The sequence below is a fragment of the Bacillus sp. J41TS8 genome, from assembly GCF_018333035.1.
In the GTDB taxonomy this organism is placed as follows: domain Bacteria; phylum Bacillota; class Bacilli; order Bacillales; family Bacillaceae; genus Bacillus; species Bacillus paralicheniformis.
Genome location: NZ_BORF01000009.1, coordinates 159,777 through 182,876, shown reverse-complemented (window position 1 = coordinate 182,876; position 23,100 = coordinate 159,777). Strand labels below are relative to the sequence as shown.

Below are 23,100 nucleotides of genomic sequence, written 5' to 3'. Positions count from 1 at the left end.
TCGCCAGATCGCCCGTTTGATACATGCGTTCCCCTGAATAAAAGGGGTCATCGAGAAACCGTTCTTCTGTCAGCTCCGGACGGTTCAAGTAGCCCCTTGCGACGCCCGCGCCTGCGATATACAGTTCTCCGGCCACCCCTATGGGCTGGACAGCTTTCTCACTGTCTAAAATATAAAGACGGGCTCCCGGTACAGGTTTTCCGATCGGAAGCCGCATCCGTTCCCTGTCTTTTTCATGGTCGTACCGATAAAATGCGGCATCCACCGTAGCTTCTGTCGGCCCGTAGCCGTGAATGACCGCAGTCTCCGGCAAAGACCGGGCAAATCGGGCGGCTGTCTGGGGAGCGAGCGCTTCACCTCCGGCGAATACGTGTTTCAAGGTTTTCGCAAGGCTTGTCCTTTTCTCCTCTGTTTCCATCTCGACCTGGTCTAAAAAGCTGTTGGCCATCGCCGGGATAAAATGCGCCGTCGTCACTCCTTCGTTTGTGAAGGCTTCTGTCATCAAAGCGGGATCCTTCTCCCAGCCCTGCGGAAGCAAATACATGGAGGCGCCGGGAATCATCCACCAAAACAACTGCCAGATCGAAGCATCAAATGAAAACGATGACTTGAGCACGATGACATCATCTTCAGTTAATGGGAACTGGCGCTGCATCCCGGACAAAAAGGCGGCAGCCTGTCGGTGCTCAACCGCGACGCCCTTCGGTGTCCCGGTTGAACCGGATGTATAGATGACATAGGCGAGTGAGCCGCCATCCGTATGAGCGCAAACCGGTTCGTTCTCCGCTGGTTCCGTTCGAAGTGATGACAGGTTGACTTCAAGCGTTTCCCCGGAAAATCCGGAGACGGACAAACCCGGCCCTGTGACGAGAAGCCGGGCGCCACTGTCAGCGAGCATATATCTGAGCCGTTCTTCAGGATAGTCTGGATCAAGCGGCACGTAAGCGCCGCCGGCTTTCAAAACAGCCAGCACCGCGATCACCATCTCCGGTGAACGGTCGGCGAGCACGCCGACCACACTTTCTTTGGCGACGCCTTTTTTCTTCAACCGGACAGCAAGTTGATTGGTATACTGATCAAGCTCTCCGTACGTTAAGATACCGCCGGAAAAACGAAGCGCCGGCAAGCTCGGCGACAGCGCCGCGCGGCGGGTGAAAAAACCATGCAGCGTCGGCGCCAAAGGTTTGACGGAATCTGTTTGGTTAAAAGCAGACAAAATCCGTTCCTTTTCGTTGGACTCTACCATATCGATGTTTTTAATCGGCTGGTCCGGCTTCTCAAGCGCCTTCTCCAAAACGGTTAAAAGATGGGATTGAATCCGTTTGATGTCATGTTCAGTAAACATAGCGGTTTGATAATCAAAATTTAACTGTATGATACCGGTATCAAGGCGCTCTTTAATTGAAACAGACAGCTGATTTGCAGTGCGCCCGCTGAAATACATGGCCGTTTCATATTCAAAGCCATCTGCTTGTTGCCATTGAAGCGGCTGATACTGTATGGAAGTGACGATTAAATTTTGCAGATCACCATGCTGATGCCTTAATTCGTTCATCAGCAGATTGTAGGGATATTTTTGATGACGCATGACTGAAAGCTGTTCTTTCCCGATGCTTGTGACAAATGAAAGAACATCACAATCCGGATCAACTTCCATTCTGATTGGCAGTGTGCTCACAAACATACCGAGCATGTCTTTTTCCAGCCTGGAGGCGCGGTTTCCGTAATAGGTTCCAATCACAATATCCTTGCTGGATGTCATTCTGCTGATGCATATGTAAAACGAAGCCATAAACAGAGAAAGAATGCTGATTTGATGCTTTTCGCAAAAGTGTCGGATTGATTCTGCCAAGGGATGTGAAAGAGTCAGGGTTTCTCTTAAAGCGGCGGTGCTTTGTTGCTGAGGCAAGGCTTTTTCTGTTAGTGGGAAATGTTCTGGAATGGTGTGGTAGGTGTTTGTCCAAAATAAGCGGTCTTTTTCAAACCGGGAAGATTGCAAGTATTGCTTCTCTTTTTCGATATAGGTGAGATAGGAAGGTTCATGATGTTGAGGTAAGGGTTCATTCCGAATCATTTTTTGATACATCTCAATCAGTTGATTGCCTAGCAGATTAAGAGAAATACCGTCCATTATGATATGATGGAATTTTGCATAGAGCCAAACTTCTTCGCTCGAAATCGCCAGCAGGGTGAATTGATAAAGCGGTGAATGAAACAGCTTAAACGGAATCGAAGTCTGATCGTCAATCCACTTATTCCGTTCGGACTTGCCGGCCTTTGTCAAATCAATGGTCTCTATGGAAAGCGGGCGATATTCAGCGAGATAAAGATCAGGCTCTTCCCCTTTCCCTTCTGTCAGCTGAAAATGAAGTGAATCATGCCGGGAAACTGAAAAGTCCAAAGCCCGCCGCAGCACATCAAGGTCAATAGCGCCCCTGAATTTGACACAGGCTGCAAGATTGCAGATACTTGTACCCGGATCGAGCAGCTCGGTAAACCATACTCTCCTTTGAGCATGGGTCAAAGTGTAGGTTGTGTTCAATGGAACCCCTCCATTTCAAATATAAGAGAATAAAAAAGTAAAATAATTACAGGTTATATGACAATATATGGCTAAATCATACGTATGAGAATCATTGTAATACAAATTCGATAAAATACAACAATGTTTACAATAAATTCAATAATTTTTTAGAAAATGGTTATTTGATCTCATCTTCTTGTCTTTACTGCTCATCACATATGAAAAGCTCAAAATAGAATGAATAAACGGAGGGAATATCAGGATGTTTATACCATTTTATTCAAAAAACAGTACTAAAAATCCAATGCACTCTGAGCGAAATGGAAATAAATTGTCATCATTTATTCGTAAAAAATATCGTCTCACGTGTTTTTGAAAAAGCTCATAAAAAAACTGTACCTTAACGAATTAAGATACAGTTTTGCTTCACTTTCAAAAGCTTTAGGCTACACGGCATCCGTTTACATGTACGGATGATCCGTTAAACAAAAGAGTCCCTCATTTTAGTTCGTCGCACTTGCAAGAGAAAATTACAATTGAAAATGTTCAAGCGCTTGCTCCCTTAATTTAAATTTCTGCACTTTTCCTGATGCCGTCATCGGAAACTCTTCGACAAATGCGATATAGCGCGGAATCTTATATCGGGCGATTTTATCTTTGCAGTATTCTTTTAATTCGTCAGCTGTCATGGATGCTCCGCTTTTCAGTTTGATCCAGGCCGAGACCTCTTCACCGAATGTTTCGTCAGGCACACCGACAATTTGGACGTCGAGAATGTTGGGATGCTTGTATAAAAACTCTTCTATTTCCCGCGGGTATATGTTCTCTCCGCCTCGGATGATCATGTCTTTTAATCTCCCGGTAATCCGGCAGTAGCCTTCTTCATCCATTACGGCTAAATCACCTGTATGCAAAAATCCGTCCTCATCAATCACCGCTGCCGTGTCCTCAGAATTTTTGTAATAGCCTTTCATGACATGGTAGCCGCGTGTGCACAGCTCGCCTTGAACGCCTCTTGCAACCTCCTGATTTGTGCCCGGTTCAGTTATTTTGACTTCAACATTCGGCAAGGCGCGCCCTACGGTTTCGACCCTTCTTTTGAGCGAATCGTTGACCCTCGTCTGGGTAATGACCGGTGATGCTTCCGTCTGTCCGTATGCAATCGTTATTTCAGACATCCCCATGTTATTGATCACTTTTTTCATAACTTCAATTGGACAGTTTGAACCGGCCATGATACCCGTTCTTAAAGAAGACAAGTCATATGATGCAAAATCTTGATCATTCAGTTCGGCAATGAACATGGTCGGTACACCGTGAAGCGCCGTGCATTTTTCCGTTTCGACAGCGGAAAGCACTTCTTTTGGATTGAATTCTTGCACCGGCACCATCGTCGCACCGGCGGTGACGCAAGCGAGAGTTCCCAGCACGCATCCAAAGCAGTGAAAAAAGGGTACGGGGATGCACATTCTGTCTTTTCTCGATAAATTCATGCATTCCGCAATATTTGCCGCGTTGTTTGCCAAATTGGAATGAGTGAGCATCACGCCTTTTGGAAAGCCTGTCGTACCTGATGTATATTGCATATTGATGACATCATGCTCTTTGAGTCGTTCCATCCTGTGATCAAGCGCTTTTTCGCTTACCGAACCGGAGAGCTTTAATATGTCATCCCAAAGGTACATGCCGGGATGCCTTTTATCTCCCATCAAAATAATATTTTTTAAGAAAGGCAGTCTTTCAGATGCGAGCTTACCCGGTTCCGACTCCTTCAATTCAGGAATCAGTTTGTAAAGGATATCAATGTAAGAAGTGCCCCGGTATGATTCCATTAAAATGAGTGTTGTGGCATCTGACTGTTTCAGCACATATTCAAGCTCTGATAATTGATAGTTCGTGTTGACTGTGACAAGCACCGCGCCCGTTTTTGCCGAGGCAAACTGGGCGGTAAGCCATTCCGGAGTATTGGAAGCCCAAATTGCGACATGTTCACCTTTTTCAATACCGAGCGCCACCAGTCCTTTTGCGACTTTTCTGCACAACTGGTCAAATTGCCGGTACGTATAACGGAGACGGCGATCCGGATAGACGACAGCCTCGTGATCAGGTGCGTTTGCCGCGGTTTTCTCCAACAATTTTCCGATAGTCAAATGGAGCAGCTCTGCCAACGTTGTCCCTCCCTTCTCCCGGAAAGCGTTTTCATTTTGCCGCTTGTTTTCCTATGCCGAGCTGCCTTGCGATGACGAGCCGTTGAATTTCTGAAGTTCCTTCACCGATTTCCATTAATTTGGCATCCCGCAGCATCCGCTCGACTCCGTACTCTTTCATATACCCGTATCCTCCGTGTATTTGAATGGACTGATTACATGTCCTGAACGCCATCTCTGAGGCATAAAGCTTGGCGAAAGCCGCTTCCTTTGTAAACGGCCGGCCTTGATCTTTCAGCCAGGCGGCCTTCAGCACCATATTGCGGGCAAGCTCAATTTCCATGGCCATGTCGGCAAGCTTGAACTGAATCGCCTGGAAATAGGAGATGGGCCGGCCGAATTGTTTTCGTTCGTGTGCGTATGCAAGCGCGGCCTCAAATGCGCCTTGAGCGATACCGACGGCCAGCGCGGCGATCGAAATTCTGCCCCCGTCAAGTGTATTGAGAAACTGTTTAAACCCTTTTTCCGGGCTTCCCAACAGATTTTGTTTTGGAACGCGGACATTGTCCAAGATGAGCTGCGATGTATTGGAGCCGCGGACACCCATTTTGTCATATTCGCTATTAATGGTGAAGCCTTCCGAATCTGTCGGAACGATGATGGCGGAGATGATGTTTTTTCCGTTGTCATCTTTTCCGGTGACGGCGGTGACGATGACGGTCCGGGCATATCCGGCATTGGTGATCCAGCATTTCTCCCCGCTGATCACATAGCTGTCCCCTTCCGAGCGGGCTTTTGTCCGGGTGCCGCCCGCATCTGATCCTGCATTCGGTTCGGTCAGCCCGAACGCTCCGAGCGCCCGGCCCGTCGCAAGCGGCACGAGATATTCTTGTTTTTGTTCTTCGGTGCCGAAATAATAAATCGGTGCAGCCCCGAGCGATACAGCCGCAGCATAGCTTAGACCGGTGCTCCCGCACGCTTTGCCGATTTCTTCGACGCTAAGCGCATAGGAAATCGTATCCCCGCCTGACCCGCCGTAGCATTCCGGAAACGGAATCCCCAAGAGGCCGAGCTCCCCCATTTTTTTAAATGTCTCAACCGGAAAATCTCCCGTCCTGTCAACATGTTCGGCATGCGGTGCAATTTCCTGTTTCGCAAAATCTCTGGCGAGTTCGCGAACCATTTGCTGTTCTCTGGTTAGTTCAAAATTCATAAAGTGACCCCCTTTTTGGATCGTCAAATTCCTTAGGCAGCAGAGCTTTGTAACATTATATTAAAAAAGTGCATTTTTCATGCCAGAGGATTTTGGACAGGCAAAATCGGACCGTTTGATGACAACTGATACTTACCTTTACGTAAGTACCTGAACCAAAAGTGCATACTTACAAATTCGCAGTGTGAACTTTATAATCAAGATGAAAACATGCCGAAGGAGGAAAATTTTTGAAAACACTGATTATCGTTGCACATCCAAGTTTAGAAACATCAGTTATCAATAAGCGCTGGGTAGAGGAGCTCAAAAAATATCCGGAAAAGTATACGGTTCACGAATTGTCCGACGTATATCCGGATGGAAACATTGACGCGGAAAAAGAACAAAAATTGGTGGAAGCGCACGGCAATCTTGTTTTTCAATTCCCTATCTATTGGTTTAACTGTCCGCCTCTTCTTAAAAAATGGCTTGATGATGTATTGGCTTACGGATGGGCTTATGGTTCAAATGGAGGTGATCGATTAAAAAATCGTAAAGTGGCATTAGGTGTATCCGCCGGAATTAAAGAAGAAGATTATGGTGAAAACGGAAGGTACCGCTATACGCTTGAACAAATATTAGTTCCATTTGAAACGACATTCCGATATTGTCATGCAGACTATCGTTCATTTTTTGCGTTTTACGGCAAGGAAAATGAGCCCGGCGGAAATGAGGAAGAAGCGACCGGGCCGGGAGCGGGAGAATTGGAGAAAAGCGCCCGGGATTATTTGCGTTTTATTGACAATCTTTAAGTTTTGCCGGAAATCATTCCGGTTGAAACAGGCTGTCAGCCCAGCCTGTTTTTCTCTCCCCACTCACACATCATATTGAACAAAGGTAAGAGAGAACGTCCGCGTTCAGATAATGAATACTCCACCTTTGGGGGAATTTGGGGAAATTCCTTGCGTATAATAAGGCCGTCTGCCTCCAGCTCTTTTAACATGATGCTCAGCGTTTTGAAGGAAATGGTGCCGATGCTTCGCTTCAGCTCATTATGCCGCATCACTTCGCGTTCAGACAGCCAATATAGAATGATTATTTTATATTTGCCGCTTATCAATGACAACGTATATCCAAAACCGGTGTTTTTAAGATCCACACCGGTCGGAACGCAGGTTTTTCCGGTTGAGGGTTGCATAACGTACACTCTCCTTCTGAATCCTATATCATAGATCATTATGTAATTGGATTGAAAGGATGTAAAGGAAGGATTTTAAAGGATGCTTAAAGAAAAACCACTACGCCGTATGTTTTCCGTGATACGGCGGATGCAGCCGTAAGAAAAAACTGCACCTCAAGATTGTCAGGTGACAATTGAGGTGCAGTTTCAATGCAGGCTTTTTTATTTATCTTCTGATATGGCCGTCGCCTCCCATGATATATTTGCATGTGGTCAATTCTTTCAGACCCATAGGTCCGCGGGCGTGAAGCTTCTGTGTAGAAATCCCGATTTCCGCGCCGAAGCCGAGTGCACCGCCGTCGGTGAACCGGGTTGAGGCATTGTGATACAGTGCTGCCGCATCAACGGTATTCAGAAAAGCCTTGGCTGTTTTCGGATTTTCGGTGATAATCGCTTCTGAATGCTTTGTTCCGTATGTTTCGATATGATCGCAGGCTTCTTCAAGACTTGCTGCGACTTTAACCGCGAGATCAAGGCTTAAATATTCGTTCTGCCAATCGGCTTCCCCCGCTGGTATCGCGTCTTGAATCCATTGAACCGCCTTTTCGTCTCCGTAAACTTGAATACCGTGTTCGTTTAAAGCATTGATAAGCGCTGCACTGTTTTCCTCAAGCCATTTTTCGTGAACAATCAGCGTTTCAAGCGCATTGCAGACGGCGGGGCGGTCTGTTTTCGCATTGATCATGACATTGATTGCTTTTTCAGGGTCTGCTTCCCGGTCGATATAGATGTGACAGTTGCCGACTCCCGTCTCAAGAACGGGAACGGTTGCGTTCTCAACGACTTCCTGAATGAGGGCACCGCCTCCCCGGGGGATGAGTACATCGATATGCTCTTTCATCTTGAAGAGCTGCTTCGTGGCGCTTCGGTCCGTGCTTTCGATAAATTGAACAGCATCGCGGGGAATGTCTGTCGTTTCCAGCGCTTGGTGCATGACCGATACGATCGCTGTATTCGAATGAATGGCGGAAGAGCCGCCTTTCAAAACGATCGCATTGCCCGATTTTAGAGCGAGCCCGGTCGCATCGACAGTCACATTCGGACGCGCTTCATAGATCATGCCGATGACGCCGAGAGGAACGCTGACTTTTTCCGCCTTTAGCCCGTTGTCGAGCGTCCAGCTTGATAGCGTTTCTCCGACCGGATCATCCAGTTCCGCGACTTCCAGCAGTCCATTGGCAAAATCCAGTACCCTGTCTTCATTGAGCGACAGGCGGTCGATGTAGGCTGTATCATAGCCTTTTTTTCGTCCCGCTTCAATATCTTTGGCATTTTCAGTGAGAATATAGCTCATGTTTTGTTTCAGGTGTTCGGCCAGTGTAGCAAGCGCCTCGTTCTTGTCTTTTTCAGTTGTCAGCCGCAAAGATTTTGCGGCTGTTTTTGCCTTTATCGCTTTTTCTTCGATTTGTGCCCTGGTGTTCTCGCTTGTCGCCGTCATGTCAATTCCTCCTTTGATTTGTTTTTTAAAGCGGAACGGATAGCTCTAAATGACAGACAAACGCTTCTCTGTCAACGACAGCCTGTGAGGAAGCGGCTGTTTCCTGATTCGTATCCTTCTTCCATTTACGAAGCTGGGATGAGGAAAAGTTGACGACGCCGAGGCCGATTTCCTCTCCTTCCTGATCAAGGATTCGAACGACGGAACCGTTGCTGAAACGGCCGTTAATTTCGTAAATACTAGAAGGATACAGGCTTTTTTTACGGTCGATAATAAACTCTTTGCTTTCGTTGTGGACGATGATGTCTCCTTCAGGTCCAGAGTTAAATGCTATCCATTGCTTTTTATGGTTGAGTGTGTGTGAATCGTCATTCGGAATAAAATACGTTCCCCTCGCAGTCCCGCTGATTGCTTCTTGCAACAGACCGGAGGTGTCTGCACGCCCTAAAAATCCTTTGATGCCTGAAGCCATTGTAATTTTAAAAGCGTCCAGTTTCGACTTCATGCCGCCTGTTCCGACTTCGCTTCCGGCATCCCCTGCTGAAGCTTCTATCTCCGGCGTGATTTCATTTACTTCCCGGACGAGTGCGGCGTCCGGCGTTTTTCGCGGATTCGCGTCATAAAGGCCGTCTATATCAGAGAGGATGGTCAGCAGGTTAGCGTCGATCAGACCCGCCACTTTAGCAGAAAGCGTATCATTGTCTCCGAATTTGAGCCGGTTGACGGTAACTGTGTCATTTTCGTTGATGATCGGAATAATGCCGCGTTTCAACAGAACATTCATCGTATTTCTCACATTGTTGTACCGTTTTTCATCTGAAAAATCGCTTTTTGTGATTAATATTTGTGAAGCGATATAGCCATGGGATAAAAAGAGCTTGGAATACGCTTCGATTAGTAAGCCCTGGCCGACAGATGCGGATGCTTGTTTTTCAGGCAATGTATCCGGCCTGTTAATGAAGCCAAGTTTCCGGTATCCGGCCGCCACAGCGCCAGATGAAACGAGGAGGACTTCGTGCCCTTCATCTTTGAGGCGGACGATCTGCTCAACGAGCTTTTCGAGCTTTTTGCTGCTGATTTCGCCGTGAAGACTTGTTAAAGAACTGCTTCCCACTTTGACAACTACCCTCTGTTGATTAGAGGTCATTTTATCACTCCTGTAGTATTTTTCTTCGTTACGGGTGCTTACTTTGCTGCGACTAATTGTTCAAGTTCGAGACTGATGGTTTTGGATCGTTTTGCGGCTTGTTTGACCGCCTGTTCGATCGCTTCGCCTCCGCCGCTTTCCTCCAAGGCCTTTAAACCGGCGGCAGTCGTACCGTTAGGGGAAGTGATGTTGTCTTTGAGAACAGCTGTATCTTCAGGGCTTTCCAACAGCATTTTGGCGGCGCCTAACAATGTCTGCGCGCCGATTTCCCTCGTTAGTTTTTGGCTTAATCCAGCCTCGGCTCCCGCTTTTTCGATGTGCTCCATTAAATAATAAAAGTAAGCAGGCCCGCTGCCGGCAATGCCGGTGAAAATGTCCATTTTGCTTTCTTCGATGGAATAGACTTCTCCCATGCATTGAAGCAGTTGTTTCGCGGTTTTTGACAGATCGGCTGTTACATGGCTGCCTTCGGCCATGGCGGTTGCAGATGCGCCGATTGCACTTGAGGTGTTAGGCATGATTCGGATGACAGGCTGCATGCCGTGCAGCTCGTTTTCAATAAATGAAATTGATATGCCAGCTAAAACTGACACGATAAGCTGATGGGGTTGAATATGCGGTTTCATGGAAGTAAGAGCACTCTCTGCATCTTTCGGCTTCATCGCCAAGATGAAGCAATCGATGTTCTGATAGTCAAGTTCTTCTTTTCTGACGCCTCGTATTCCATATTTCTGCTGGAGTTCTTCTAAACGCCGGTGGTTCGTGTGGTTTGTAACATAGATTTGCGAAGCAGGCAGTTTTTTGGATTGAACGATGCCTGAGATCATTCCCTCTGCCATTGATCCTGCCCCTATAAAAGCTACGTTTTTTTGATTAAAGATCTTTAACATCTCCCTTTGTTCGCATTTCTGTTCGTATTTTTTCGAACACGGTTAGTATATTAACACTTTAGATATTTATGTCAAGTTTGCGTGTTTTGATTGGACAGCGCAGGTCATGTGAAAAATGGAGATTTTTGAAGAAAAAAGGAAAAGAAAAAGAGGCTGAAAGCAGATTTTTCAGCTTCAATTGCACCTTTTGTCGTTTGTCTTTCCTCCATTTGAAGGCCGTTTGAATGATTTAACGGAATTTTTTAGAGATTGACAGCCTTTCGGACCGGTAAAAAAGTACGATCCTTTAGCCGTGTGAGCGCAAATAGAAAAGCACGGGCTCGAAGCTTGTCGAACCCGCGCTTGCCAATATCAATAGGTTGTAACGTAAAGCTGCCCCTCATCGCCGCGCCATTCCGCATAAAGCACCTCTTGATACTGTGTAATACCTTGACTTGATAATTGATTTTGCAGCCAAAGCTCGTCAAAGCCGGCTTCATGCAGATTGTTCTTTTCGAGCTCGCCGTCGAGGATTAACGGCACCGGGAGCTGAACCGGTTTGTAAGGGATGTTTAAGTCTTCTTTTGTCGGCATCCCGTATTTGTGTTTTGGCAGGACGCTGAGCGAACCGTCTGTTTCAAGGATGGCATATTGGATCTCGTTTAAGGAAAAACAGCCTTTTTCACGTGCCAATGTCTGCAGCTGGTTCAGGTCCAATTTATTTTTTTTGAGGGCGTTATAATCGATTTTTCCTTTATTGATCACAATACTTGGCCTGCCCTCGAGAAAACCTCTGATGTTTTGCACTTTTTGTGATAAAACTTCTATTGAATAGATTAGAATGGCCCAAACGAGGATGGCGAAAAGGACTTTCCAGATGGTGACATCCTGATCGAAAATCGCGTTTCCAACCATTTCCCCCAATATTAAAGCGGAAATAAAATCAAACGGCGTAATTTGGGCAAATTGGGTTTTCCCCAGAATTTTCGTCATCAGAAATAAAGCTGCAAACCCTATCGTCAGTTCGACTACCAAGTGTACATATTCCATCAAGGTTCCCTCCCGAATCTCTCTCTTCATTGTTAACAATCGGGATGCAGTTTAAACCAGAGGAATACTTTTCCTGAGAAAAAGGGCCATCTGCTGCGCCGCGCCTTCTGCCAATCCATTGGTATTCTTCAAAAAATAGCGGCGTCGTGCCAACCTCTTCTTCGATCATACGGCTGAGAAGTGCCGTTCCGCTCATGACTTCTCACGATCAGGCAATGAAACAGATAAAGCTGCACGAGCGCCTTTTTTAAATCCGGCTGATTCCGGGCCTTAGTCCAAATCATCCAAAACAGGCGGCCCGGTTAACTAAAGTCCCTCCATGCGGCAGGTTCTCTTTTACGCCCTCTTCCTCCAACGATCGACTTTACATGATCCCTGTTTCTTCGGACATCTGATTGTTTCTGCCTGGCATGTTTCATAAGGCTTACAGATCCAAGAGTGGCAAGAAAAACACATAAAACAACTGCAACTGAATATAAATCAAAATCGAGAAAGATTTTCACGAGACTATACGAAATGACAAGTGAAAAAACCGGTGAAACAACCCATACTTTCATTAACTTCAAAATAACGCTTTTACGAAAAATTGCCCTTCCCTTTTCAGAAAGGCCAATCCCAATGATGCTGCAAGTCGTAATCTGGGTTTGCGGCACGGGAATGCCAAATAGCGAAGCGCCGATGACTAGGGACGCACCGAGTCCTGAAACACATGACCCTTGCAAAAGCGAAAACTCGGTGATTTTTTTCCCATTCGTCTCAATGACCCTGCTTCCAAGGCAAATGGCTCCGATAGCCACGAACAGTCCCCCAAGAAACGTTCCGCTGCTGACTGACAAGAGGCCTGCTCCAACGAGAGGTCCGACGGAATTCGCGACATTGTTCATTCCCGCCGAAAAGGCTTCTAAAAACCCGGTTAAAATCACTAGTGCGGTGAGCAGCCGCGCCCATTTTTGCTGTTTAAGCCACCGTAGCCTCTTCTCGGCTTTTTTCAGCAATTGTCCAATGAAAAAAGCGAGAAAAAAAGCGGCAATCGGAATGATCAGCCAATACATGACGATCACCAACAGCTTATCGGTAAATACCGCTTGAAATGCGACGCCGACCCCGACAATCGAGCCGACCGTCACCTCGCTGGTTGAAAGGGGAATCCCCGCGATGTTTGCAATAAACAGCGAAATCGCAGATGCTCCGAGGATAATCACGACAATATGCACATTGAGAATAGACGTGGGGATAATGCCTGAACCGATTGTTTTCACAACCTCTCCTCCGCCTATCATGGCGCCCAAAAATACACCGATTCCGCTGATCCACAAGGCCGCCTGCCTTTTCCGGACGGCACCTGCGCCATACGCTATTCCCATTGAAGCTGCTGCTCCGCTCGCTCCTATGTTCATGGCAAAAAACAAAGCGATAATGAATGCCAAAATGGTAATCGTCATCTTTTACCCAGCTCCTACCGGAATTGATGCAGCCCGCATTCTGTTTTATCCTGACGGGCCCACCTTCCCGCTCTTAAATTGCCGCCGTCTGCCACGGGAGACGTACACACCTCACAGCCGATGCTCGGATAATCTTGATCATGAAGCTTGTGATACGTCAGCTGATTCAGCTTAATGTAAGTCCAGACATCTTCCCATGTCCAGTGAATAAGGGGGCAGATTTTAATCAGTTTAAAATTGTCGTCCTTGTTGATATAACGGACATGTTTCCGTGTTTCCGACTGCTCCCGCCTCAGCCCGGTCATCCATGCCTCCATCCCTGACAGATGCTCTCTGAGTGGCTCGATCTTGCGAAGGCGGCAGCAATGGTCCGGATGGCGTTTCCAAAGTTCGCTGCCATAGCGTTTTTCCTGTTCTTCAAGCGAGAGGCCGGGTTTTAAAAAGCGAATCGACAGACCGGGATAGCGATCTTTCACTTCATTGATAAGTTCATATGTTTCCGGAAAATGCAGTCCTGTATCTAAAAACACGATGTCCGCTTCTTTCACAACTTTTGAAATCAAGTCGATCAAAACGATTCCTTCCGCGCCGAAACTGCAGGCATAAACAATTTTTTGATACGTGCTGTACGCCCATTTCAAAACGTCCATCTCGCCGCTGAAGGTATCCATCACCTCTTCAGAAGCTTTTTCATTCCATGTGTGATACGTTAAAACATCGTTCATCGATTTTCCCCCAATACGTCCTAAAGGTTAGTTTTCTTACCCCCTGATACGAAACATGAACTGAAAGAACATATAGGCAGATTATTCACTTTTTAAACTAAATGTGATCTGGAAATTGTTATGATTTCAGCAATTTTGTGAATATCTGAAAGACCCGGCGCGCCAAATTGAAATAAACCGATTCCTATCAATCAATCATTACATCTGTCTTGCGGCATTAAAATAAAAACTGGCGGTGAGAGATCCGGATTTGATATACTGATATATTTTCTAAGATTAAGTAAGGGCTTCGCGTATCTGTCGCGGGCCTTCTTTTTACGTCAGTTTTCATTGTGAAGAACTAGTGAGGAACCATATGAAAGGACGGCGAATATACTTACTTTGACTTCACAAAATGGATAGATACCTAGTTGAGAAGCAAGTCAGGAGATGAGAGGCTAACATGCTGCCTAATGGGAGGTGGACGAAGATCACTCCTTGCCGAACGGCAACACATGAATGGGAGAAACGATAAACGGGAAAAGGTGAATTCTTATTGTGACAGCTGAATAATGGCCGACAGACATTTACCTAAAAGTATGAAAGATACAGCAGATTGTGAGGGGTAATCAATGATTTCATCTGAACTGATACTGCCCGACAGGCAGCTTAAACCAAGATTAAAAGGGATCACCATCCTGATTGATAACGGGGTTCCCTTGAACTTTTTTAAAGATACGATTCACGGAGCGGCAGATTATATAGATTTTGTGAAATTTGGATGGGGAACGTCTTTAATTACGAAATATTTGGTTGAGAAAATCGATTGTCTGAAGCAAAATGACGTTCAATTCTTTTTTGGCGGAACGTTGTTTGAGAAGTTTTTAAGCCAGGATAAAATTGAAGATTACTATCGCTACTGCAAATTATATGGATGTCGTTATGTGGAAATATCAAACGGAACGGTCCGTCTCTCTAATAAAGATAAAGCAAGCTTTATTTCCGATTTTTCGAAAGAGTTTCACGTGTTCAGCGAAGTCGGCAGCAAAGACAGCGCCCTCAGCAGTGAGCTCGAGTCAGCCGAATGGATCGATTACATCCTCGAAGATCTTGAAGCCGGGGCCGAGAAAGTGATCACGGAAACGAGGGAAAGCGGCACGAGCGGGCTGTGCAAAAGCGATGGAGAAATGCGGTCCCAGCTTATTGAGGAGATCCTTCATTCCGGCATCGCTTCAAGGGATTTAATTTTTGAAGCGCCGACGAAACAGCTGCAGACGTGTTTCATTGAAAAAATCGGTCCTGACGCCAATTTGGCGAATATACCGTTTCAGGATGCCATTCCGCTTGAAACGCTGAGACTGGGACTTCGATCAGATACATTTTATTTATATGATTAGGGTCGTTTGAAAAGCGGCCTATTTTTTATTGCGGAAACTGGCGATAGGCATCAATAACGGACGGAAGCGAATCTGATAAATCGCATCGATGATCCTCGTAGAAATCCACTGGCAGATTAGAGCTTGGATAACGATTCCCCAGGCGATGACAGACGCCGTCAAAAGGAAGATGAATGCGTTCATCATAAACAGTGCAGTTCCCGGTTTTCCGCCGCGGTAAATCGATATCATTAAAGCCAGGGCGCCAAAACCGCCGTTAGAAATATTGTATTTATATAGCAATCCAACCCCCGTCCCCAAAAGGACGGATCCGTAAAATAAATCCAGCCAGATATTGTTCGTCGTCATGACGGGCATGCAGGATTCGAAGATCTGCACCGAAACGGACGTCATGGTAATCGCCCCCATCGTCCCGAAGACCGTTACGGGTTCAAGCCATTTAACGGCCGTTAAAAGCAGCGAAAAGTTGACAGCCCAGACGGTTAATCCGTGCGGAACCTGAAACCAAAAATTGAGCAAAACAGCGATGCCGGCTGCGCCCCCTGAAGGAATATGGTTCGGAAACAAAAACAGCGCCATGCCGAGACCCTGTAACACGCTGCCCAGCACGATAGCATGTACGATTTTGAGCTTTCTTCCCATACGGATATAATCCCCTTTAAAGAAACTTGTCCTCTTCCTACTATATGTAAGGGGAAATGAAAAATATCACATTTTTTCGAGTTGGCGCTTTCACATGTAAGACGAGCCGTCCCATCCATACGCTTCTACGAGCTCTGTATCGATTTCGATTTTGTCCGGGACTTGAATGTATCCGTCTTTTATGCTGACGGGCACGAGTTGTGTGAACGGATTCTCCATCGCATCCCATTCGAGCGGTTCGATATCTTCTCCGTCCATTTTGCTCCAAGGCGGCAGACAGGCTTGTCCGAAAACGGCGTACATTCTTGAAAGTCCGCCGTCATAGCTGTGGGGAGAAACCCTTTTTCCGAAATGCCTGGCGAGCTTCAGAACGGTTTGAAAATCGTCTGTGCCGTCACAGTGCATAACATCGGGTTGAGCAATATCGACTGCGTTCTCCAGAAAAATCGGCAAAAACGGTTTTGCGCCTTTTACATTTTCTCCTCCGGCAACCGGAACAGAAAGCGCTGAACGCAGCATCCGGTATTCAGCGGGAACGTCAAACGGCATGGGCTCTTCAAACCAAAGCACGTTGCCCCAGGCGGAAAACCACGTTTCCCACTTCCGTGCGGCGGCCTGGTCATAACTCTGGTTGGCATCGAGTATCAGTCGGGTGTTTTGGCCTGTCATCTCCTGGAACGCCTGAATATGCGCCAAGTCTTCGGAAAACAACTTGCCTCCCGCTTTCAGCTTGACGGTTTTAAATCCGGACCGCACGGCCTTTTCGACGAGCCGGAGGGAATGGCGGCTCCAATCGGGCCTGTCTGAATATGATTGAAATGAGGCATAGACCGGGATCTGCTCCCTCAGTTTTCCTCCCCATAATTCACATACCGAAAGGCCTGCTTTTTTCGCCGTAATGTCCGTTAAAGCCATGCTAACGGCAGCTGCGGCCCGCTGATGCCACTTTTTGATGACGGTGACAAGCTCCGTGCGATTGCCCGCTTCTTTTCCAATTAAATAAGGAATGATCCGTTTTTTAAAGCCCGCATCCAAAGCAGGCAGCCAATCCGCGCATTCTCCCCATCCCGACAGGCCTGAAACTGTCGTGATCCGAATCAGGTAGCACGTTCTGTAGCTTTTCAATCCGTTCGCATCGCCGTAAGGGGAGGAAAGCCTGTGGAACAGCGGAAATGTGTCAACCTTTTCAATGCGCATATTTTTTCCCTTCCCTCCTATCTTGCGTCAGCAGGCTGCAGCCCCTTCTCCCCTTTTTTGGTGTCTTCCTTTTTGACATGAATCATCGTCAGCACCAACACACCGACGACTAATGTCAGGCCCGCAATCGACATAAACATGCCGAGTTTCGACCATTCCATCAGCCTCCCGAAAATCGGCGGACCGATCGCGACTCCTAAAAATCTGACCGATCCGTACAGCGATGTCACAAAACCGCGCCTCTCTTTTCCGACAGCCCCGGTTATGAAGCTGTTGACACACGGCAGAACAAAGCCTGTACCGATGCTGCTGATGACAAGGATCGAAATAAAAGGAATGAGCGCGGAGAAAAAAGACAGTGTGCCGTAGGAAACCGTAATCAGAGCAAGACCGATGACCATCATTTTTTTCATCAGCCGCTGGTTTTGTCCGATTTTGCTGCCCGTTATATATGATGTTGTACACATGACAAGCAGAGGGATCGCCAAGATCAGACCTTTCTTCACGCCGTCTGTATGAAATTCTTTTTCCAAAACATCAGATAAGTAAAAGAGGATGCCAAACAGAGTAAACAAACAGACGGCCCCTGCGAGATATGCGGTGAAAAGCCATCTGCCCTCATGTTTAAAAACGCTTGTCAGCCCTTTCACATATTTTCCGAGAGGCGGCGGCTCTTTTTTCTTGTCTTTTTCTTTGATAAAAATCCAAGTCAAAATGATCGGTGCAATACAGAAAGCAGGAAATGCAAAAAACACCCAAAACCAAGCGATCAATGCTATCAATGATCCTAAAATCGGAGACAGCACTTTTCCGAAGCCGTTCGAGGCTTCAACGAGACCGAGCACCCGGCTTTCTTCAGATCCTTTAAAAAGGTCTCCTGTCAGCGCCATTGCGATCGGCGCTGTACCGGCTGCTCCAAGCCCCTGCAGTCCTCTCCCGAAAAGCACCCACGGGAAAGCGTTCGCAAAGGTCGTCGATGCAAATCCTGCAAGAATCCCGCCGGCCCCGTAAAGGAACAGGCACGGAATAATCACCACTTTCCTTGAGAAGCGGTCCGCCAAGTAACCCAGCAGCGGAATAAAGAGCGCTGCAGTAATCGAAAACACGGTAATGACAAGGCTGACTTGAAATTGCGATAAATTGAGTTCAGATTTCATCTTCGGCAAAATCGGAATCAGCATCGAATTTCCCAACGTCATAATCAATGGGATCGACCCGATCGCGACAACCGTCATGCCAGAGGTTTGTTTTTCTGCCATAAGTTTGTACATCCTTCCTTATTCATTATGAACTGTAAAGTTAGGTTATCCGTTTGGCCCGTCATCAACTGAGCTTCGTTCCGGGCCGTTTTTCAGGTTCGCGCCGGCCGAGCCGTTCCGTATATAAATCGATATCCACCGCATACCTCGGCCTTCTTTTCACTTCGGTGAAAATCGTTCCGATATATTCGCCGATAATGCCGATCCCCATCAATTGCAAACCGCCCAAAAACCATATCGAAATGATCAACGAAGCCCAGCCAGCATTCGTGTAGCCGAGCAGCTTTTGAATCATTGCATATATACCCGCGATACAGCTTAGGAAAAATAAGAAGAAGCCAATCAGGGTAAAAAAACGGATCGGAGCGACACTGAATGACGTAATCCCGTGAAAAGCGAAAGACAGCATTTTTTTCAGCGGATATTTCGTTTCTCCAGCCAGCCGCTCTTTTCTGTCATAGAACACTTTGGCCGACCGAAGGCCGATCAAAGGCACCAGACCGCGCAGAAAAACATTTGCTTCTGCATAACGGCTGAGCTCTTCAAGCGCCCGTTTATTCAAAAGCCGAAAGTCGGCATGGTTATCGACCAGCTGGATGCCGAGCTTATTCATGATCCGGTAGAACCATGCGGCTGTCGTTCGTTTAAACCATGTATCCGTTTTCCGGCTGCGGCGTACGCCGTAGACGATTTCATAGCCTTCATGATATTTTTCGATAAACCGGCGAATCGCCGAAATGTCATCCTGAAGGTCGGCATCGATTGAAATAACGCAATCCGATTTTTGCTTCGCTTTATCTAGTCCGGCTAAGAGAGCTTTTTGATGTCCCGAATTACGGGCCAGCTTCAAGCCTGTCACATAGCGGTTTTTTGTGCTTTCCATAGCAATCAGCGGCCATGTGCGGTCCGTCGATCCGTCATCGACAAATAAAAGCTTGCTCTCTGCAGAGATCAGCTTGTCTGCTGTGAGATCATCCAATACCGCAGTCAGCTGTTTTGCGGTTTCGGCAAACACGTCCTCTTCGTTATAGCAGGGTATGACGATTGTCAGCAAAGGCTGTTGAAGATTCAATTTGCTTCCTCCTTATCGATGCTTATTTCGCTTCATATACATAGATGTTCCAAGCGGACTGCGGGTGGCTGAACCGCTTTAAAAACGCCAGCTTGTTTTGTTCTGCATTCATAATCGGAACCGAAGAAAAAATATATCGCCCCCCCATTTTTTTGAACGCTTCAGTGTTCAATTCGAGGTTCGTGATTTTTTTCTTCGTGCTCTTTTTGAACGCGTAATGTTTTCCGAGCTCGTCAACAAACAAGTAGCAGCGGCTCCCCCACTCATCGAAATAGCGTTTCAAGACCGGATTTTTCTCAAGCTCTTTGGCGATGATTTTCCGGAATTGATACTTGTACTTCAGCGGATAAATATTGGCATACGTATCAAGTGTGTAAAAACCGTTATACTGCGCAATCGCGGGATGCAGGCCGATGCTCGCCACCCGGTAGGAATCGGGAGACCGGCCGATGAACCGTTTGATCTGTTTGAACTGATCTGATGCATAAAATTCCCGAAAGGTCGGGGCATGGTGGTATGCGCCGTAAGTCAGCTCTTCATGAAACGGTATAAGCACGAGCAGCTGGGCGACCAGCGCGGCATGGACGAAGCGCCGCCATCTCTTCCCCATTTTCCACAATATGTAGCATGCAACTGCAAAGCTTGCGTATATCACAAGAGGGCGCAAAAAGTGAAAACGCGCGAAATTGAATGCCGAAAGCAGACTGATCTTTTCCTTGGGAAGCGCCCACAGCTTGTTGAACCAGAGGGCATACCATAAAGAAAGCGCATAATTTAAAATGAATAAAAAGATGAACAGCTTTTCTTCTCTTGGCCGCTTTTTTCGTTGTCTCGCAACGACGAGCCCAAAAGTGAGCACAATCAAAGGCAGGATCACCGCCGTATGGACGGTCATGACATGATTGTGGCCGAGCACGAAATTTTTAAATGACAGCCGAAACGAATGAAGGATGTCGTGCCTGGATGAAATAAATTCAACCCGATGCATCGTTTCGCCTGAAGCGAAAACCGAATAAACAAGCCGGTATTCTATCGCCAGAAAAATGCCCGTCATGAGAGCGATGCTTCCGAGAAAGCGAAGGTTAAAGCTGCGCTTTGAAACCAAATCATAAAGCCAAATCAGTGAAACGGCTGCTAGGAAAAAGAAGAAACCGAGCACAAAGCTTGAGTAAAGCGGCAAAAGCGCAAGGGTCGCCCATTCTTTCCATGAGTCTCTTCCTGCCCTGATGTTTAAAAAAGCCCATAAAGCTAAAGGATGGCCAAGCGTGCTGAGCATTCCCGAAGGCCAAAAGGGTGTCAGGGCAAAAGCAAGCGATACCGCGATTCTGATGAAATACGCTTTTTCATCGCGAATCAAATGGCTTTTCAGCAGCAGGTACATCCCGACAAAGGCAAACACCCTCGTGATCGTTTGGCTTATAGCGTATGCGGTCATTGAGGGAAACAAGGCATGAAGCCAGACAATGCCGCTCCATTCCGTTCCGTAAGCATCCCGCGGCAGTCCGTTGATGATTTGCGGAATAACGGCTTTAACACCGCCGAGCAGTTGACCGCTTTCCGCCAGCACCTTATACCATGCAATGTTGGAATCCAGGTTGTCATGCACGCGGATATGAGCGTCTTCATTTAATATGTAAAGCGGAAGGACATAGAGAAGAATGACACTGAATGCGAAAATTAAATATCGCTTTTCCTTGCTGGTCTTTTTGACGAATAACGACACGGATACCACATCCAATTTTGTTCTCTTTTGGAAATATAGAGCTTTTATCATATCGCTGTTATTATTCGTGGAAGCGTTTTGAAAAATTCATCAAAATGAAAAAAGCTGTCTGTTTCACCAGACAGCTTCGCTTTACCCATTACCAAGGGTACGGGTAGTAAGGGTAGTATGGATAAAAAGGAAAGAACGGATAGAAGAATGGATACGGATAAAACGGCGGTCTCGGTCTAGGGCGCGGTCTTGGCCGCGGATAGGGGTAGCCGCCGTAGCCGCCATAAGTAAAAGGCTGCTGTCTATCCGCATCCGTCCAGTCATCTTGATATTGATAAGTTTCTTCCACTGTTATAGCCTCCTTTATTGCGTTGCATACTTTAGGTTATGTTATATACCATTAAATGGAGTACGTACACAATTTTTTTATCATTGCCTTTGTATAAATTCGAACAAATAACGATATGGCAAGTCGAATCAGCAGGTGAATATTGTGAAGCAAACAAAAAACAGCCTGCCCTGTCAACCTAAAGAAGGTCGCAGGACAGGCTTTATTTATATGATGTGAAAACCCCTTTGTTTTATGGCAGTACAGAACTTCCCATTAAATATTTGTCAACCTCACGGGCGACTTCGCGTCCCTCGTGAATCGCCCAAACGATCAGGCTCTGTCCTCTTCTCGCATCCCCTGCTGCGAAGACTCCATCGACATTCGTTTTAAATTCCCCGTATGCTGCGTCAACTTTATTTCTCACCGTATTTACCCCGAATTGTTCAAGCAGCGGCTGTTCCGTTCCTTCAAAGCCGATAGCGATAAAGACATATTGAGCAGGCCATACTTTTTCCGTGCCCGGAATTTCGTGAAACTCAAATTTTCCTTGATCATTCTTTACTTTTTTCATTTGAATCGTATGCAGTTCTTTCAAATGGCCGTTTTTGTCTGCGACAAGCTTTTTCGTTTGGATCGAATATTGTCTCGGATCGCTGCCGAATGCTGCTTGCGCCTCTTCATAAGCATAGTCCAGTGAATGGACATGCGGCTGTTCAGGCCACATATTTTCGGCGGTTCTTGTATCGGGCAGCTTCGGATGTTTGCCGAACTGGACGACGCTTCGCGCTTTTTGGCGCAAGGCCGTTGCAACGCAGTCTGCTCCGGTATCTCCCCCGCCGATGACGATGACATCTTTATTTTTCGTATTGATAAACTGTTTATCTTTAAAATTCGAATCGAGCATGCTTTTTATAGTGCCTGTTAAATAGTCCATGGCAAAGTGGACACCTTTTGCTTCCCGGCCTTCAATCAAGAGATCGCGCTGTTTTTGGGCTCCTGTGCAAAGGATAACCGCATCGTACTGTTCTTTTAGCTCGTCGGCTGTAATATCTTTGCCGATTTCCGTATTGGTGACAAAGTCGATGCCTTCCTGCGTCAATAGTTTGATGCGGCGTTCGACAACGCTTTTTTCAAGCTTCATGCTTGGAATGCCGTACATTAACAGGCCGCCCGGGCGGTCGCTGCGCTCGTAAACAGTGACCGAATGCCCCGCTTGATTCAATTGATCGGCGCTTGCCAGACCGGCAGGCCCTGAGCCCACGATCGCGATTTTTTTGCCGCTCCGTTTTTTCGGAATCCGCGGCTGAATCCATCCGTTTTCAAATCCTTTGTCAATAATCGTCCGTTCGATCCCTTTGATGGATACGGCCGGGTCGGAAATCGCCACCGTACAAGAGCCCTCGCAAGGGGCCGGACAGACCCGCCCCGTGAATTCAGGGAAGTTGTTTGTCTTCAGAAGACGGTCAAGCGCTTCTTTCCACCTTCCCTTGTAAACGAGGTCGTTCCATTCAGGGATTAAATTGTGTATCGGACATCCTGACGTATAACCGCCTATATCCATGCCGATTTGACAAAAGGGGGTGCCGCAGTCCATGCAGCGCGCTCCCTGTCTTTTTGATGCTTCCTCAGAAAATGGAGACGAATATTCGTTCCAGTCATTTATCCGTGTGAGAGGATCGCGTTCAGCAGGCTTTTCCCGCTTGAATTCCATAAATCCTGTTGCTTTGCCCATTTT

Annotated in this window: 19 protein-coding genes; 2 read left to right on the top strand and 17 right to left on the bottom strand. The window is 46.8% G+C overall.

Going from position 1 to position 23,100, the window contains the following annotated elements; all coding sequences use genetic code 11:
- The 3 genes from KI350_RS14025 to KI350_RS14015 form a co-directional block, all read right to left on the bottom strand.
- Positions 1-2,542 (bottom strand): non-ribosomal peptide synthetase (locus tag KI350_RS14025; RefSeq protein WP_212930502.1); only part of this gene is annotated, 2,542 nt, incomplete at its 3' end.
- 512 nt (positions 2,543-3,054) lie between these two features.
- Entirely contained in the window at positions 3,055-4,692 is a 1,638-nt protein-coding gene (locus tag KI350_RS14020; RefSeq protein ID WP_075213102.1) for an AMP-binding protein, read from the bottom strand.
- 31 nt (positions 4,693-4,723) lie between these two features.
- Complete coding sequence (locus tag KI350_RS14015) at positions 4,724-5,884, bottom strand: acyl-CoA dehydrogenase family protein (RefSeq protein WP_065643898.1); 1,161 nt, start codon at positions 5,882-5,884, stop codon at positions 4,724-4,726.
- A gap of 230 nt (positions 5,885-6,114) precedes the next feature.
- Here KI350_RS14015 and KI350_RS14010 point away from each other — a divergent pair, with 230 nt between their 5' ends.
- Complete coding sequence (locus KI350_RS14010) at positions 6,115-6,675, top strand: NAD(P)H-dependent oxidoreductase (RefSeq protein WP_020451705.1); 561 nt, start codon at positions 6,115-6,117, stop codon at positions 6,673-6,675.
- A 35-nt stretch (positions 6,676-6,710) separates the two neighbouring features.
- Here KI350_RS14010 and KI350_RS14005 read toward each other — a convergent pair whose 3' ends face one another.
- From KI350_RS14005 to KI350_RS13975, 7 genes are all read right to left on the bottom strand, one after another.
- Positions 6,711-7,061 carry a winged helix-turn-helix transcriptional regulator gene (locus KI350_RS14005; RefSeq protein ID WP_065643897.1) on the bottom strand — a complete coding sequence of 117 codons (351 nt, stop codon included), beginning with the start codon at positions 7,059-7,061 and terminating at the stop codon, positions 6,711-6,713.
- 208 nt (positions 7,062-7,269) lie between these two features.
- The gene (locus tag KI350_RS14000; RefSeq protein ID WP_065643896.1) at positions 7,270-8,541 is read right to left on the bottom strand and encodes a glutamate-5-semialdehyde dehydrogenase; all 1,272 of its coding nucleotides are present in this window, start codon (positions 8,539-8,541) and stop codon (positions 7,270-7,272) included.
- A 25-nt stretch (positions 8,542-8,566) separates the two neighbouring features.
- Positions 8,567-9,688 (bottom strand): glutamate 5-kinase, encoded by a 1,122-nt coding sequence (proB, locus tag KI350_RS13995; RefSeq protein ID WP_020451708.1) that lies wholly within the window; start codon positions 9,686-9,688, stop codon positions 8,567-8,569.
- A gap of 38 nt (positions 9,689-9,726) precedes the next feature.
- The gene (gene proC, locus KI350_RS13990; protein WP_075213795.1) at positions 9,727-10,578 is read right to left on the bottom strand and encodes a pyrroline-5-carboxylate reductase; all 852 of its coding nucleotides are present in this window, start codon (positions 10,576-10,578) and stop codon (positions 9,727-9,729) included.
- 351 nt (positions 10,579-10,929) lie between these two features.
- Positions 10,930-11,607: a DUF421 domain-containing protein gene (locus tag KI350_RS13985; RefSeq protein ID WP_020451710.1), complete on the bottom strand. Its 678-nt coding sequence runs from the start codon at positions 11,605-11,607 to the stop codon at positions 10,930-10,932.
- 302 nt (positions 11,608-11,909) lie between these two features.
- Positions 11,910-13,049, bottom strand: a complete 1,140-nt coding sequence (locus KI350_RS13980; RefSeq protein WP_023855744.1) for a sulfate permease — start codon at positions 13,047-13,049, stop codon at positions 11,910-11,912.
- Between the two features lie 14 nt (positions 13,050-13,063).
- Positions 13,064-13,774 carry a phosphoadenylyl-sulfate reductase gene (locus KI350_RS13975; protein WP_212930501.1) on the bottom strand — a complete coding sequence of 237 codons (711 nt, stop codon included), beginning with the start codon at positions 13,772-13,774 and terminating at the stop codon, positions 13,064-13,066.
- 611 nt (positions 13,775-14,385) lie between these two features.
- Here KI350_RS13975 and KI350_RS13970 point away from each other — a divergent pair.
- Positions 14,386-15,150 (top strand): phosphosulfolactate synthase, encoded by a 765-nt coding sequence (locus KI350_RS13970; RefSeq protein ID WP_020451713.1) that lies wholly within the window; start codon positions 14,386-14,388, stop codon positions 15,148-15,150.
- An 18-nt stretch (positions 15,151-15,168) separates the two neighbouring features.
- On the opposite strand, the gene KI350_RS13965 is transcribed toward KI350_RS13970, so the two are convergent.
- The 7 genes from KI350_RS13965 to gltD all read right to left on the bottom strand — a co-directional run bounded on the left by KI350_RS13965 (position 15,169) and on the right by gltD (position 23,097).
- Positions 15,169-15,792 (bottom strand): YitT family protein, encoded by a 624-nt coding sequence (locus KI350_RS13965; protein ID WP_026579600.1) that lies wholly within the window; start codon positions 15,790-15,792, stop codon positions 15,169-15,171.
- Between the two features lie 90 nt (positions 15,793-15,882).
- On the bottom strand, positions 15,883-16,989 hold the full coding sequence (locus KI350_RS13960) for a mandelate racemase/muconate lactonizing enzyme family protein (protein ID WP_065643895.1): 1,107 nt from the start codon (positions 16,987-16,989) through the stop codon (positions 15,883-15,885).
- A 17-nt stretch (positions 16,990-17,006) separates the two neighbouring features.
- A complete protein-coding gene (locus KI350_RS13955) occupies positions 17,007-18,248 on the bottom strand; it encodes an MFS transporter (RefSeq protein WP_065643894.1) in 1,242 nt (413 codons plus the stop codon).
- A gap of 64 nt (positions 18,249-18,312) precedes the next feature.
- Positions 18,313-19,320 carry a glycosyltransferase family 2 protein gene (locus tag KI350_RS13950; protein WP_065643893.1) on the bottom strand — a complete coding sequence of 336 codons (1,008 nt, stop codon included), beginning with the start codon at positions 19,318-19,320 and terminating at the stop codon, positions 18,313-18,315.
- Positions 19,321-19,342: 22 nt separating this feature from the next.
- Complete coding sequence (locus KI350_RS13945) at positions 19,343-21,043, bottom strand: DUF6044 family protein (RefSeq protein WP_236808676.1); 1,701 nt, start codon at positions 21,041-21,043, stop codon at positions 19,343-19,345.
- 139 nt (positions 21,044-21,182) lie between these two features.
- Entirely contained in the window at positions 21,183-21,383 is a 201-nt protein-coding gene (locus KI350_RS13940) for a hypothetical protein (RefSeq protein ID WP_020451719.1), read from the bottom strand.
- 232 nt (positions 21,384-21,615) lie between these two features.
- Positions 21,616-23,097, bottom strand: coding sequence for a glutamate synthase small subunit (gene gltD, locus KI350_RS13935; RefSeq protein ID WP_020451720.1), 1,482 nt, complete (start codon positions 23,095-23,097; stop codon positions 21,616-21,618).
- Positions 23,098-23,100: the final 3 nt, after the last annotated feature.

Bases quoted from the DNA above. Each gene is read 5' to 3' on its own strand.
- KI350_RS14015 (WP_065643898.1), bottom strand. From the start codon at position 5,884: ATGAATTTTGAACTAACCAGAGAACAGCAAATGGTTCGCGAACTCGCC.
- KI350_RS14005 (WP_065643897.1), bottom strand. From the start codon at position 7,061: ATGCAACCCTCAACCGGAAAAACCTGCGTTCCGACCGGTGTGGATCTT.
- KI350_RS14000 (WP_065643896.1), bottom strand. From the start codon at position 8,541: ATGACGGCGACAAGCGAGAACACCAGGGCACAAATCGAAGAAAAAGCG.
- proB (WP_020451708.1), bottom strand. From the start codon at position 9,688: ATGACCTCTAATCAACAGAGGGTAGTTGTCAAAGTGGGAAGCAGTTCT.
- proC (WP_075213795.1), bottom strand. From the start codon at position 10,578: ATGTTAAAGATCTTTAATCAAAAAAACGTAGCTTTTATAGGGGCAGGA.
- KI350_RS13985 (WP_020451710.1), bottom strand. From the start codon at position 11,607: ATGGAATATGTACACTTGGTAGTCGAACTGACGATAGGGTTTGCAGCT.
- KI350_RS13980 (WP_023855744.1), bottom strand. From the start codon at position 13,049: ATGACGATTACCATTTTGGCATTCATTATCGCTTTGTTTTTTGCCATG.
- KI350_RS13975 (WP_212930501.1), bottom strand. From the start codon at position 13,774: ATGAACGATGTTTTAACGTATCACACATGGAATGAAAAAGCTTCTGAA.
- KI350_RS13970 (WP_020451713.1), top strand. From the start codon at position 14,386: ATGATTTCATCTGAACTGATACTGCCCGACAGGCAGCTTAAACCAAGA.
- KI350_RS13965 (WP_026579600.1), bottom strand. From the start codon at position 15,792: ATGGGAAGAAAGCTCAAAATCGTACATGCTATCGTGCTGGGCAGCGTG.
- KI350_RS13960 (WP_065643895.1), bottom strand. From the start codon at position 16,989: ATGCGCATTGAAAAGGTTGACACATTTCCGCTGTTCCACAGGCTTTCC.
- KI350_RS13955 (WP_065643894.1), bottom strand. From the start codon at position 18,248: ATGGCAGAAAAACAAACCTCTGGCATGACGGTTGTCGCGATCGGGTCG.
- gltD (WP_020451720.1), bottom strand. From the start codon at position 23,097: ATGGGCAAAGCAACAGGATTTATGGAATTCAAGCGGGAAAAGCCTGCT.